Here is a 13,662-nt window from a genome sequence, read left to right as displayed (position 1 = left end):
GAGCGTTCTGCGAGTGACCAGGCGGTAAGAACCGTCACAGTGCCCGGTGCCACTACGTGTGGTGCCGGGCACCTATGCGTAGCCGTTTACGTACACCTGTACGGGTATACGCCCGTTCGGTGGGTGTGACTTCGCGCGGCTGTGTACAGGTATGACAAAGGTGTGACCCGACCGGTACCGCCCGATGATGCCCGCCGTGAGCGGAACATTAGACTCGACAGACCAGCAAGCAACTGCAAGGAGGCACGGGTGCTGCTGACCCGCATCAAGGGACCGCGCGATCTGGACCGGCTCAGCCAGGAGGAGCTCGACCAGCTCGCCGCCGAGATCAGGTCCTTCCTCGTCGACGCCGTGTCCAAGACAGGCGGGCACCTCGGCCCCAACCTCGGTGTGGTCGAGCTGACGATCGCCCTGCACCGGGTCTTCGACTCGCCCAAGGACAAGGTCCTCTTCGACACCGGCCACCAGGCCTACGTCCACAAGCTGCTCACCGGCCGCCAGGACTTCGGGAACCTGCGCTCGAAGGGCGGCCTCTCGGGCTACCCCTCGCGCGCCGAGTCCGACCACGACGTGATCGAGAACTCGCACGCCTCCACCGTGCTGGGCTGGGCCGACGGCATCGCCAAGGCCAACGAGGTGCTCGGCCGCGAGGACCACCACGTCGCCGCGGTCATCGGTGACGGCGCCCTGACCGGCGGAATGGCCTGGGAGGCGCTGAACAACATCGCCGCCGCCAAGGACCGCCCCCTGGTCATCGTCGTCAACGACAACGAGCGCTCCTACGGCCCGACCATCGGCGGCCTCGCCAACCACCTGGCCACCCTGCGCACCACGGACGGCTACGAGCGCTTCCTGGCCCGCGGCAAGGACCTGCTGGAGCGGACCCCGGTCGTCGGGAAGCCGCTCTACGAGACCCTGCACGGAGCCAAGAAGGGCCTCAAGGACTTCATCGCCCCGCAGGGCATGTTCGAGGACCTGGGCCTGAAGTACATCGGGCCGATCGACGGCCACGACATCGAGGCCCTGGAATCGGCCCTGCAGCGCGCCAAGCGCTTCAGCGGACCGGTCATCGTCCACTGCCTCACCCAGAAGGGCCGCGGCTACGAGCCGGCCGTCCAGGACGAGGCGGACCGCTTCCACGCGGTCGGCGTCATCCACCCGGACACCGGCCTGCCCGTCAGCACCGACGCCGCCAGCTGGACCTCCGTCTTCGCCGACGAGATGGTCAAGCTCGGCAAGGAGCGCAAGGACATCGTCGCCATCACCGCGGCCATGCTCCAGCCCGTCGGCCTGAAGAAGTTCGCGGACGCCTACCCGGACCGGATCTTCGACGTCGGCATCGCCGAGCAGCACGGCGCCACCTCGGCGGCGGGCCTGGCGACCGGCGGCGCCCACCCGGTCTTCGCGGTGTACGCGACCTTCCTCAACCGCGCCTTCGACCAGGTCCTGATGGACGTGGCCCTGCACAAGTGCGGAGTCACCTTCGTCCTGGACCGCGCCGGCGTCACCGGCACCGACGGCGCCTCCCACAACGGCATGTGGGACATGTCCATCCTCCAGGTCGTCCCCGGCCTGCGCCTGGCCGCCCCGCGCGACGCGGAGCAGCTGCGGGCCCAGCTGAACGAGGCCGTCCTGGTGAAGGACGCGCCGACCGTGGTGCGCTTCTCCAAGGGCGTCGTCGGCCCGGCCGTCCCGGCCGTCGGCAAGATCGGCGGGATGGACGTGCTGCGCCGTCCGGCCGAGGAGGTCACCCGTCCGGACGTACTGCTCGTCTCGGTCGGCGCACTCGCCCCGATGTGCCTGGAGATCGCCGACCTCCTCGACAAGCAGGGCATCTCCACGACCGTGGTCGACCCCCGCTGGGTCAAGCCGGTGGACGAGGCCCTGGCCCCGCTCGCCGACCGCCACCGCGTGGTCGTCACCGTCGAGGACAACAGCCGCGCCGGCGGTGTGGGCTCCGCCGTCGCGCAGGCACTGCGGGACGCGGGAGTTGACGTGCCGCTGCGCGACTTCGGCATCCCGTCGCGGTTCCTGGACCACGCCACGCGCAAGGAGGTCATGGCCGAGATCGGTCTGACCGCTCCGGACATCGCGCGGCAGGTCACCGGCCTGGTGGCCAAGCTGGACGGGCGCTACGAGAGCGAGCAGGCCGCCGTCGTCGACTGACGGCTTCCGGTCAGCGCCGACGGCGGCTGATCATCTGCGGTTGCACGCCACGGGCCGGAAGGTTCACCCTTGAAAGGTGGGCCTTCCGGCCCGTCTCGTTTCGATGCGGGCTCTCCTGGGAGGTGCGTCGGTGAGTACGAATCTGAACAGCCCCTTCCGTACCAAATCCGTCGAACAGTCCATCCTCGACACCGAAGAGCCGGAACACGCGCTCAAGAAATCCCTGTCCGCCTGGGACCTGACCGTCTTCGGCGTCGGCGTCATCATCGGCACCGGCATCTTCGTCCTCACGGGCAAGGTCGCCAAGGAGACCGCCGGACCCGCCACCGCCCTCGCGTTCGTCGCCGCCGGAATCGTCTGCGCGCTCGCCGCCCTGTGCTACGCCGAGTTCGCCTCGACGGTGCCGGTGGCCGGGTCGGCGTACACCTTCTCCTACGCCTCGATCGGCGAGCTGCCGGCCTGGATCATCGGCTGGGACCTGGTCCTGGAGTTCGCGCTCGGCACCGCCGTCGTCGCGGTCGGCTGGTCGGGCTACGTGCGCTCGCTCATGGACAACGCGGGCATCCACCTGCCGGCCTCGCTCCAGGGGCCCGACGTGCAGGGCGGCACCTTCGACGTGCTCGCCTTCGTCCTGGTCCTGGTCCTCACCGCGATCCTCGTCGTCGGGGTGAAGCTCTCCGCGCGGATCACCGGGGTCGTCGTCGCGATCAAGGTCACGGTGGTCCTCATCGTGATCATCGCGGGTCTGTTCTTCATCACGAAGTCCAACTACGACCCGTTCATCCCGCCGGCCAAGCCCCAGGAGGGCGGCTCCGGGTTCGACGCCCCGCTCGTCCAGCTGATCTTCGGCTACGAGCCCACCAACTTCGGCATCATGGGCATCTTCACCGCCGCCTCCGTCGTCTTCTTCGCCTTCATCGGCTTCGACGTGGTGGCCACCGCGGCCGAGGAGACCAAGCTGCCGCAGAAGGACATGCCGCGCGGCATCCTCGGCTCACTGATCATCTGCACCGTGCTCTACGTGGCGGTCTCGATCGTGGTGACCGGCATGCAGAACTACAAGGACCTCTCCACCAGCGCCCCGCTGGCCGACGCCTTCAAATCCGCCGGCCACCCGGTCTTCGGCGGCATCATCAGCTTCGGCGCGGCCGTCGGCCTGACCACCGTCTGCATGATCCTGCTGCTGGGCCAGACCAGGGTGTTCTTCGCCATGAGCCGCGACGGACTGCTGCCGCGCTTCTTCTCGCGGACCCACCCGAAGTTCCGCACGCCCTACCGGCCGACGATCCTGCTCGGCGTGATCATCGCGATCGTCGCCGGATTCACCAGCATCAACGAACTGGCGACCCTGGTGAACATCGGCACGCTCTTCGCCTTCGTCGTCGTGGCGCTCGGCGTGATCGTCCTGCGCCGCACCCGCCCCGACCTGCACCGGGCCTTCCGCACCCCGTGGGTGCCGTTCGTTCCCATCGTGTCGATCGCCGCGTCGGTCTGGCTGATGCTCAACCTGCCGGCCGAGACCTGGCTGCGCTTCGGGATCTGGATGGTCATCGGCTTCGTCGTCTACTTCCTCTACGGGAAGTCGCACAGCCGGCTGGGACGGGGCGAGGGCATGACCGCGAACCCGGCGCGCGAGGGCCGCTGAGCGTCTCCTACGGTGGCGGCATGGACATCTCCGTGCGCCTCGAACCCTGGGCGGAAGACGACTTCTGGCTCCTGCTCCGCAAGAACGAGCCGGTCATGACCGCACACCTCGGCGGTCCCGAGAGCGAGGCCAAGCTCCGGGACCGCCACCGGCGCTACCTCGCGCTGAGCGCCCGGGAGCCGGGGGCCGGGCGGATGTTCCGGGTCGTCGCCGACGGCGAGAGCGTGGGCAGCATCGGCTTCTGGGAGCGGGTCTGGAACGAGGAGGAGGTCTACGAGGCCGGCTGGGCCGTCCTCCCCGAATTCCAGGGCCGGGGCCTCGCGGCGGCGGCCGCCCGCGCGCTCGTCGTCCACGCCGGGGCCCACGGCACCCGCCGGCACCTGCACGCCTTCCCGGGCGTCGACCACCCCGCCTCCGCCGCGGTCTGCCGGGCGGCGGGCTTCGAACTCCGCGGCGAGGTCCGGTTCGAGTACCCGCCGGGGACCTGGCACATGAGCGGCGACTGGCGCGCGGTGCTCGGGGGCGGCGGACACGGCGGAGCCTCGTAGCAGCGGGGCCGGTCGCGGAGCCGCCGGGGCTCCGCGACCGGCCCCGGGAGCCGGAGTCGCCGAGTTGCCGTCAGCCGCCGGTGGCCGGGGACTTCTTGGCTGCGGCCGGGACCGGCCGGTCCGTGCGCAGGGCCTCCCACAACTGGCCGGCCTGCGGCTCGGCGACGACGACGCGGTTGCGGTCCACCTTGTCGTAGGCGACCGGCAGCATGATCGTCTCCAGGGTGTCGGGATCCACGCCCTTCATGCTCTGAGCGAAGTCCGACAGACCCTTGAGGGAGCCGAGTTCGGAGTCGGTGGTGAGCGCCTTGGTGCCGGCGTCGGCGAGCTTGTAGAGACGGGTCGGGTTGCCGAGGGCGTCCTGCTGCTTGATCTCGGACAGCATCGCCATCATGAACTGCTGCTGCAGGCCTATGCGTCCCAGGTCGCTGCCGTCGCCGTAGCCGTAGCGGGTACGGACGAACTTGAGCGACTCGGTGCCGTCGAGGCGGTGCGTGCCCGCGTCGAGCTTCAGGCCGCCCTTCCCGCCGTCGATGGGCTTGTCGAGGGTGACGGTCACTCCGCCGAGCGCGTCCACCAGACCCTTGAAGCCGGCGAAGTCCACCTCCACCAGGTGGTCGACGCGGATGCCCGACATCTGCTCCACGGCCTTGACGGTGCAGGCCGGGCCGGCGATGGAGTAGACGGAGTTGAACATGACGCGGTTGGCGGTCGAGACCGTCTTGCCTTCGCGGTCCTTGCACTCGGGACGGGTGACGAGGGTGTCGCGCGGGATGCTCACCGCGGTCGCCTTCGTTCGTCCCTCGGGTATGTGCATGAGCATCGCGGTGTCCGAGCGGGCGCCGCTGACGTCACCGTGGTCGAGGTCGCCGTTGGCGCCGGCGCGCGAGTCGGAGCCGAGGACGAGGACGTTCTGCCCGCTGGCGGGAACCTTCGCCGGGCGGTTGTCGACACCGATCGCTTGGTCCAGGTCGACGCTGTCGATGTTGCCGTTGAGGTGGCTATACGCCCACCAGCCGGTGCCGCCGGCCGCGAGGACGAGGGCCGTCAGTGCCAACAGCACGATCCGCAGGACGCGCCTGCCACGCCTCGGCCGGCGCCGGGACGAAGGGGAGGGGGCCGGGGACTGGTCGGTCATGGGGGCAGCGTCCTTCTGTTATTGATGGGGTGCATCATAAGACATACTTTCTACTGGCTGAATTTCTTGGGGTGAATCGCTCCCCGCTCGCACGGCGGACAGCAATCGTCGAAAGGGTGGAAACCGGTTTGAATCGAGGCAAGGGTGGTAGCCGAGCCGCTTACCCCGCTCGCGGGACCACGGATTCCGGCACCGGTGGATCGGGCCCCCTGAGATCGTCGCCCCCTTCCGGGAACTGGTTGTTCAAGGGAGTCGACGGCCGCCTGACGGCCTACGCCTGCGGACCGCGCGGCCTGCTGCGCTGGACCGAGGCCCCCGCTCCCTTCGCCGGCTGGACGGGCCCCGAGGCCTTCGAAGTTCCCGGCTGGACCGGCCCCTTGGCCATGGCGCAGAGCCGTGAGGGGTACGTGCACTTCGTGGCCGTGACGCAGGCGCCGGACGGCTCGGGCGCCACGGAGATCTCCGTGGCCACCCAGTTCCAGTCCGGCCGCGGCATCACCGACTGGCACCGCCTCGGGACTCCCGCCGTATCCGGTGGCCCCGCCGGCGACAGCCTGGCCGGCCCGCCGCGCATCGTCGTCAACCAGCGCTCCGGTTCCACGCACGTCATCGTCTCCCTGCGGCACGGTGGCATCCTGCGCCGCAGCCGCAACGAGGCGGGCGTGTGGGGTGGCTGGAAACAGCTGGCCCCGCAGCCGTACGAGGGGCACGTGATCCCGCTGATGCCCGCAGGCGGCCAGCTGGAGCTGCTCGCCCTGGGGCCGGCCGGTGCCGACCGCTGGGCGGGCATCGGCCAGGGCCGGTTCCAGCTCGCCGACCGAATCTCCTCGCCCGTCGTCCCGGGCAGCTCGGCCGTCTGCGAGACGGGCCCGCGCAGGGTGACGTACTTCTGGCGCTACCCGGGTGACGGCTCCCTGGTCGCCTGGCGGGCGGCCCAGCCCGGAGTCCAGGGAGGCCTGATGGGCCTCGGCGGCGCCGGAGGCCGGGGCATCCCGGGTGTGGTCCGGGCCGTCATCGGCGGCTACGACTGCACGGTGATCGCGCAGTCCGCTGCGGACGGCGGCATCGAACTCACCGCCTACGTCACCGAGAACGAGAGCTACGGCACCTGGTGGGCCTCCCTCGCAGGCCGTGGCGCCGAGGCACCCCAGGTGGCCGTCGACCCGGCCGGCCGCATCGTCGTGGCCGCCTTCGACGAGGACGGCGCACTGGTCGTCGCCCGCCAGGACACCACCCAGGAGGGCCTGGCGTTCGGCCCCTGGCACACCCCGGCCTGAGCCCCGCGGCCGGGCCACCGGACCGGGTCCGGCGGCGCCCCGGGGTGGTGGGGGCAGGAGGGCAGGGGGTCAGGAACGGCCCGGCAGCGGTGTGCGCTGGGCGACCTCGACACTGAGACCGCCGGACCGCGTGTAGTGGGGAGCGGCAACGAGCTCCAGCCCCGGGGCACCGGGCGCGGGCGCGATCCGTACCGGCATCCGGGCCGTCGTATCGACATCGGCGGAGCGGCGGGAGCCGAGCCGCACCTCCTGCGTCACGCCCTCGAAGCCGACCGCGAGGAAGAGGTCCCAGACGCCCGGCGCGAGAGGTCGGCCCGCAGAGGTCTGCGCCAGGTCGACCCGGGCCGAGAAGCGCCCCATCGCCCGGGAGTTGCCCTTGGCGTTGGCCAGGGTTTCGTCGCGGCGGCCCGTCACGGAGAAGACTTCCTCCCGCGCGCCGGAACGCTCGCGCAGTACCACCCGGGTGGTGCGGTCCTTCGTCGACAGCTGCTCGAAGAAGCCGAAGCCGTCCAGCAGCATGACCGGCCCGTCCCAGCGGACCTTCTGCAACTGGTGGCTGACCGTCATGTCACCGGTGATGTCGAACAGTTCGTCCGGCAGACCCACTTGCGGGTCGCGGAAGAACGGCAGCGTCGTGAACACCCGTCCGTTCTCCACCGTCTTGCGGACGGGCGGGCGGTCCCTGTCCGCTTCGAAGGCGGCCATGGCCCGTGCCTCGGCGAAGCGGCCCTGTTCGAGCAGCGCGAAACGCACCGCCACCATGCGCGTCACAAGTGCGAGCGCCCCGGGTGAGACCTGGGTGCGCAGCACCTCGGCGGCGGCCCACAGCGTCTGGTCACGCTCCGTCGGATCCATGTCCGACAACAGCGCGGAAGCGGTCGCCTTGCCAAGCTCCACTTCCAGGTGCCGCGCGTGGAGCCGGTCCCGGCGCGGTCCCTGCTCCAGCTGCGAGCCGACCAGCGCGAGCATCCTCGATACCAGGGTGACCCGGTCCGGCAGGGTCGCCTCGGCCGGCGCCGAGGGACCCTTGACCACGCAGGTCGCGTCGCCGACGACCGAGACGTTGTCCGCCCCGATGAAAGCGGAGGCGGTGAACACCTGGTCGTCGCCTATCGGCATGTCGGTGGGGAAGACCAGCCCGCGGCGCTGAAGCAGGCTGGTGCGGAACAGCTTGTCCGGGGTCAGCGACCAGTAGACGCGTGAGGAGTGCACGTCGGCGTAGGCCTGGTTCTTGCGGAACATCGAGGTGGCGACCTTGTGCCGGCCCGAGCTCTCCAGCTTTCCGAGTACCACGTCGGCCTCGTACGCGTCGGCCGCCGCCACCATCCGCTCCAGAGCGTCGGGAGCCAGCCGGTCCGTGGCCTCCAGGAAGATGACGTACCGTCCCCGGACCTGGCTCAGCGCCCAGTTCCGGGCCGCCGCCGGGCTCAGCCCGCGCGATACCTGGCCCATTCGCACGAACACCGGGTACTGGTGCGCCGCGCGGGCCAGGACGCTCCCGCTCTCGTCCGTGGATCCGTCGTCGACGGCGATGATCTCCAGCCGGTCCGTGCCGATCGACTGCCCGAGGACCGAGGCCAGGCAGGTTTCGAGTGCGGCGGCCCGGTCACGGACGCGGATCGCGACCGTCACGTCCTTGACGCCGGTGGCGCGCACGACGTCTGTGTTCATGATCTCGTGATCCTCGTTCAGTTCAGCTGGGACCGGTCGGTGCGGGGCCACGCCATCTCACCGCTGAGTTCCGGCCGCTGCCAGGGGCGCGGGGCGCTGTTGGCGGGGTGTTCCGGGAATGCGCCGGGAGTGTGTTCCAGGGAGCCCACGAAGACGTTCACATGAGAGGTCAGCTCCCCGCCCCCAGGGGTGGCCACCGTGTACTCGAAGCGGTCGTAGCCGACCGTGCCCGCGGCGGGCGAGTAGGTGACCGATCCGTCGTACGACAGCTGTGCGTCCCCGCCCCGCGGCTGCGTCACCGAGAGGGCGTTGCTCCCCCGCGGGGCCGCCGACAGCACGTTGACCGTACCCGGGCGGCCCGGCCCGGTGGTGATCCGCAGGCCCCGGGCGACGGGCCGGCGCACCGGCAGCGGCTCGGCGTCGAGGCGGCCCGTGCGCAGGAGCTTGCGGCCCGACGCGTCCGGGATCCCCACGGACATCTGGCACCGGATGACCTGCGCCGCGGACGGGTCCTTGACGCGCAGGTGCAGGACGCCCGTACTGGTCTCGTCCTCATCGGTCCGGACCCGGAACCAGCGCTGTCGGGGGAAGTATTCGAGCCCCTGCGTGCCGATGATCTCGCCGGAGTCGGCCAGCGGTTCCTCCAGTAGGTACGCGCAGCCCCGGGACACGCCCCGGTCGGCGGCCACGGACAGGGCGAACTGGACGGTCTCGCCCGGAGTTGCCCCGAACCGGGGGTCGGCCGAGCTGTACAGGGCCGCGTAGACGGCGCCCTGGGCCGGGTCCTCGCCGGTGGCCCGGCCGCGGCGGAGGAGGTTCACGTGCGGGACTCCTTGACGGCCGGGGTCCCGGACATCCGGGACTCGGTGCGGTGCGCGTACGTCTCCTCGTCCAGCCAGCCCAGTTCCCCGTACGAGAACCGGCCGCGTTCGAGGCCGTGGACCCAGTGGGCCGGGACGACGCCTTGTTCGGTCAGTGCGCGGGCGACGAAGCGGGCGCACTCGATCGCGCCCTCGGCCCGCAGGTGCAGGTCGTCCGCGTCCTGGACCTCGTCGAGCAGGGGTTCACCCGGCCGCCTGTGTGCGAAGGCGCCCTTGGAACCCTCCGGCCCGAGCTCCTCCCACCACTGCAGGCTCTGGCCGTACAGGTCGATGAAGGGGACGTGCTCGTCCTCGGCCAGCAGCCGGGCCGCCAACGGGTAGTCGCCCAGGAAGCGGGCGGCGTTGCCGTGCGCGTCGAGACGGCGCCGCTCGTACGGCAACAGGATCACGGGATGGGCCTGCCGCTCGCGCGCACCGTGCACGTAGGCGGCCAGTTCTTCCTGGAAGGTGGAGAACGGCTTCGTGTGCAGATCCGGGTCGGTCTTCGCGTCGATCGGGCCGAAGCCGAACAGGAGGTAGTCGCCCGGCTCCAGGTCGTCCAGGATCGACTGGAGGCGCCCGCTCCCGCGGAAGCTCTTCGAGCTCGCGCGTGCGTGCGCGCAGTCGACGACCTCGACCGCGGCGGTGAGGAACAGGGGCAGTGCCTGGGCCCAGCCCGCCATCGGCATGTGGTGGTAAGGCCGCGTCACGGTCTGGGAGTCGCCGGCCACGAAGATCCTCCGCGGCCGGCCCTGCTGCTGTACGGGTGCGTCCGTCACGCCTAGACCTCCTCGTCCCCCGTGGTCTGGATCAGCACGGACGCCAGCGCCGCCTCGAACGCGGAACGCTGCGCCGCGTTCGTGGTCGGGTCCTGCTTGCGTACGTCGATGACGTGGCCGGTCATCTCCGACAGCAGGACGTCCAGGGAGGTCAGGGCCACCGCCTCGGAGGTCAGCAGGGAGTCCGTGGGTTCTTGTCCGAAGGCCTTGGTCCGCATCGGGGTGGCCGTGCGCTCCGGGTTCACGCAGTTGACGCGGACGTGGTCCTCGGCCCATTCGTCGGCGAGGGCCTGGGTCAGGTTGACCATGGCGGCCTTGGTCGACGAGTACAGGCTGTACTTGGCACGGCCGCGAGTGTAGCTGCTGGAGGTGAACAGCAGCAGCTGGCCCTCGGTCTCGCTCAGGTACTTGTACGCGGTCCGCGCGATGTTCACGGGGGCGAGGTAGTTGACCTCGAGCGCCTCGCGGATCGTCTCGTTGTCGGTCTCGTCGAGGCGCCCGACGCGCAGCACGCCGGCGGTGTTGACGACGAAGTCGATACGGCCGGTCTCGGCGTAGGCCCCGGCCATCGCGTCCTCGATGTGGTCGAGGTTCTCCACGTGGGTGCCGGTCGTGGAGCGGCCCAGGGCGAAGACGCGGGCCCCGAAACCCTCGGCGATGCGCGCGATGTCGGCACCGATGCCGTACGAGCCGCCGAACACGACCATGGTCTTGCCGGACAGCTGCTCGCGGTAGGCGGCCTCCCCGGCCTGCGCGGGCGCGGCGTGGGAGGCCAGCTGGAAGAGCTTGTCGGCGATGAAGACGTCGACCGGCTGGGTGACCTTCATGTTGTACTCGTCGCCCGTGACCAGGTGGACCGGGACGTCGGGCAGGTACTTGACCACCACGGAGCAGTCGTCGGTCGCGTGGAAATACGGGTCCGAGGCGGCCTGCTCGTACGCCGCCCGGATGGTGGAGAGCCGGAAGCCCTGCGGGGTCTGGCCGCGGCGCAGCCGGGAGCGGTCGGGTACCTCGGTGATGAACTCGCCGTCGTCGCCGTGGGTCCGGGTCACGATGACGGTGTCGGAGGACGGGATGGCGACGTCGACGGCCTGGTAGCGCTCCAGGGACTCGACGCACTCCCGGACCACGCGCTGCGAGAGCAGCGGGCGCACCGCGTCGTGGAAGAGGAGGTTGCAGTCCCCCCCTTCGCCCAGTCCCTCGGCGGCGGCGCGGATGGCGATGCGAGTGGTCTCGCTGCGGGTGGCACCGCCGGCCAGTACCCGGGTCACCTTGCTCAGCCCGGCCCGCTCGACGATGCGCTTCGCGTCCTCCACGTAGTCGGGCGTCATGAGGAGGATGATCTCGTCCACGTCCGGCGCCGTCTCGAAGATGTGCATGGTGTGCTCAAGGATCGACTTTCCGGCGATCTTGAGCAACTGCTTCGGTATTTCGAGCCCGATGCGCTGGCCAGTACCCCCGGCGAGAACGACGGCGATGGTATGGCGGGGGGTGGGGCTGGACGACACGGTCGCCTTCTTCCTGAGCTGAACGGGCCATGGCAGTGGCAGTTGAGACTGTCGGGCGGAGTGCGGAGCCGCCGGTTACGCGAGGTGGTGCGCCTCGTCGGGCTCTTCGATGGGGAAGTCGAGGAGCCCGCGCCGGTAGAGGTTGCTCGCGGCGGCGTCGAAGCGGACGATCGAGGGCGGGTACTCCTCGCCCAGGAGGTACTCCTTGAGCTGCTCCCGGTAGGGCGCCATGAAGTCCTCGGCCGGCTTCAGCATCGCCTCGATGGCCTGGGTCAGGCCGTTGCAGTCGGCGTCCAGGAGGTACGAGGCGTACGCGGTGCGCTGCTCGTTGCGGAACTCCTGGTCGGGCAGACCTTCGAGGTTGAAGATCGCGTACGGCTTCAGGGTGGCGATGAAGTCGGACACGACGCTCGACATGTCGCCGATGAGCAGGTCGGAATGGTTGAAGCAGTCGTACAGGGCCGGGATCCGCTCGGTCACCGCGTGGTGCGCGGCTTCGGGCATCGCGCTCCAGTACAGCACTCCGGCCTGGTTGCGGCTCCGCCGGATGCGGGCGGTCCGCTCCTCTTCGGTGAGGTCCGGGTACTTGGAGCGGACACCGCGCTCGGAGAGGTCCGCGATGCGCTGGTCGATCCGGGCCAGCTTCTTGGCCGCGGCCTTGGAGTCGGTGACCTTGCGGCCGAAGCGCCGGGCGTTGTCCTCTTCGAGGAGGGCGATGATGCGCCGGTGCGCGGCGGCGGCCTCGGCGGAACGCGAGCCGGTGAGCGGGTGCGGCTTGTAGATGATCCGGATGTCGAGCTCGTGGTCGAGCAGGGCCTGGATCAGCTTCTCGCCCGCCGGGATGACCGAGGTGTAGCAGGCGTCGTCGGTCCAGCCCTCCCAGGTGGGGGCGTAGATGACGGTGGGCGCGGGGTTCGCGGCCCTGCCGGTCCAGCGCTGCAGGGGCATCAGCTGGGGGCGGCCGACCTCGACGATCTGGTTGTGCGTGACGGCGTGCTTGATGCGCTCGTAGCGGTCGCGGCCGGCGCGGCCGGCCACCCAGATCTCGTCGAAGACCTTGCTGACGCGGTTGCTGCTGGCGAGCTTGTCGCTGTCGCCGTGGCCGATGAAGACGTGCTTGACCTCGGCCCGCTGGAGCATGTGCACGTTCTTGCCCGCGTTGCCGGGGTAGAGGGCCACACGCAGTTCGTTCATCTCGATGCGCGCGAGATTGTCCGCCTTCGGGACGCAGATCACCGGTACGGACGTGGCGTCGAGGTAGCGCAGGGTCGCCCGCTCGCGCAGCACGATGATGGGCCGCAGCTCCAGCGACTCCAGCGACTCCAGCCACATGTTGACCTGGTACATGAAGTCTTTGGAGATGGCGGCGAAGGTGAAGTAGAGAGCGACCTGCGGGCGGTATTCGGCCAGCTGGAGGTTGAGTTCGTCGAGGGCCTCGTCGGCTGTGGGCAGCTTGAGCGCGTTGCGCGCGTCGGGCAGCAGCACCAGCAGGGAGAGGTAGGCGAGGAAGACGGTGGCGATCATGCCGTACGTGACGAAGCGCCAGTTGTCGGTCGTGATGGTGGCGAGGGCGCCACCCACCAGCGGTATGTCCAGGTGCAGGGTCTTGCGTACGTGCTTGTCCACCAGGAACGGGTGTGGCATACGGCGGATGCCGAGTGCCTCCAGGTCCAGTCCGCGGGTGGTGAAGGGCAGCTCGTTGCGCTGTTTGCGCACGTGTTTGAGGAGCGCGCCGTACGCGAGCTGGAGCACGAAGAGGAGGAGCAGGCCGATGGTCGTCATCTGCGCCACGAACGACTTGATGTCGGCGATGGCCCCGCACAGGCCCAGCAGCAGGAACTGGCGTATGAGGAAGCGCATGGTCAGGCCGAAGCGCGAGTCGCGCAGCCGGACCAGGGTCGTCGAATCGGTGTTGTGGAGCAGCAGGTCGGCCAGGTAGCTGATGGCTGCGCAGTAGGCGAACAGCGTGACGGACGGCAGTGCGACGGCCACCATCATTCCGAGGAAGCTGAGGATGAGCCCAGAGGTGATCAGTACGCCCATGGCGGCGCGCAGTCTGTTCGAGCCCAT

The 13,662-nt window shown here is 70.0% G+C and carries 10 protein-coding genes; 4 read left to right on the top strand and 6 right to left on the bottom strand.

The genetic code is table 11. The features are described from left to right. The first annotated feature begins 249 nt into the window (after positions 1-249). From dxs to DRB96_RS05800, 3 genes are all read left to right on the top strand, one after another. A complete protein-coding gene (gene dxs / locus DRB96_RS05810) occupies positions 250-2,166 on the top strand; it encodes a 1-deoxy-D-xylulose-5-phosphate synthase (protein ID WP_112447328.1) in 1,917 nt (638 codons plus the stop codon). Between the two features lie 130 nt (positions 2,167-2,296). Beyond that, positions 2,297-3,811 (top strand): amino acid permease, encoded by a 1,515-nt coding sequence (locus DRB96_RS05805; RefSeq protein ID WP_239515997.1) that lies wholly within the window; start codon positions 2,297-2,299, stop codon positions 3,809-3,811. Between the two features lie 20 nt (positions 3,812-3,831). Further along, positions 3,832-4,359, top strand: a complete 528-nt coding sequence (locus DRB96_RS05800; RefSeq protein ID WP_112447325.1) for a GNAT family N-acetyltransferase — start codon at positions 3,832-3,834, stop codon at positions 4,357-4,359. 70 nt (positions 4,360-4,429) lie between these two features. Here the strand turns inward: DRB96_RS05800 and DRB96_RS05795 are convergent, their stop codons facing one another. Then, a complete protein-coding gene (locus tag DRB96_RS05795) occupies positions 4,430-5,497 on the bottom strand; it encodes an LCP family protein (protein WP_112447323.1) in 1,068 nt (355 codons plus the stop codon). Between the two features lie 239 nt (positions 5,498-5,736). Here DRB96_RS05795 and DRB96_RS05790 point away from each other — a divergent pair, with 239 nt between their 5' ends. Next, positions 5,737-6,774, top strand: a complete 1,038-nt coding sequence (locus DRB96_RS05790) for a hypothetical protein (RefSeq protein WP_112447321.1) — start codon at positions 5,737-5,739, stop codon at positions 6,772-6,774. A 69-nt stretch (positions 6,775-6,843) separates the two neighbouring features. Here the strand turns inward: DRB96_RS05790 and DRB96_RS05785 are convergent, their stop codons facing one another. The 5 genes from DRB96_RS05785 to DRB96_RS05765 form a co-directional block, all read right to left on the bottom strand. Further along, positions 6,844-8,445, bottom strand: a complete 1,602-nt coding sequence (locus tag DRB96_RS05785; RefSeq protein WP_162688456.1) for a glycosyltransferase family 2 protein — start codon at positions 8,443-8,445, stop codon at positions 6,844-6,846. 17 nt (positions 8,446-8,462) lie between these two features. Beyond that, positions 8,463-9,266, bottom strand: a complete 804-nt coding sequence (locus tag DRB96_RS05780) for an Ig-like domain-containing protein (RefSeq protein ID WP_112447318.1) — start codon at positions 9,264-9,266, stop codon at positions 8,463-8,465. Further along, the gene (locus tag DRB96_RS05775) at positions 9,263-10,084 is read right to left on the bottom strand and encodes a rhamnogalacturonan acetylesterase (protein WP_112447316.1); all 822 of its coding nucleotides are present in this window, start codon (positions 10,082-10,084) and stop codon (positions 9,263-9,265) included. Before DRB96_RS05775 ends, DRB96_RS05780 begins: the two co-directional genes overlap by 4 nt. Positions 10,085-10,086: 2 nt before the next feature. Beyond that, the gene (locus tag DRB96_RS05770; RefSeq protein ID WP_112447314.1) at positions 10,087-11,592 is read right to left on the bottom strand and encodes a bifunctional cytidylyltransferase/SDR family oxidoreductase; all 1,506 of its coding nucleotides are present in this window, start codon (positions 11,590-11,592) and stop codon (positions 10,087-10,089) included. Positions 11,593-11,667: 75 nt separating this feature from the next. Continuing rightward, entirely contained in the window at positions 11,668-13,662 is a 1,995-nt protein-coding gene (locus tag DRB96_RS05765) for a hypothetical protein (protein WP_112447313.1), read from the bottom strand.

The organism is Streptomyces sp. ICC1 (assembly GCF_003287935.1).
Classification (GTDB): domain Bacteria; phylum Actinomycetota; class Actinomycetes; order Streptomycetales; family Streptomycetaceae; genus Streptomyces; species Streptomyces tritrimontium.
The sequence above is the reverse complement of the archived record's forward strand: the minus strand, read 5'-3'. Positions and strand labels throughout refer to the sequence as shown.

Coding starts and splice junctions, on each gene's coding strand:
- DRB96_RS05765 (WP_112447313.1), bottom strand. CDS start 13,662: ATGGGCTCGAACAGACTGCGCGCCGCCATGGGCGTACTGATCACCTCT.
- DRB96_RS05800 (WP_112447325.1), top strand. CDS start 3,832: ATGGACATCTCCGTGCGCCTCGAACCCTGGGCGGAAGACGACTTCTGG.
- DRB96_RS05785 (WP_162688456.1), bottom strand. CDS start 8,445: ATGAACACAGACGTCGTGCGCGCCACCGGCGTCAAGGACGTGACGGTC.
- DRB96_RS05795 (WP_112447323.1), bottom strand. CDS start 5,497: ATGACCGACCAGTCCCCGGCCCCCTCCCCTTCGTCCCGGCGCCGGCCG.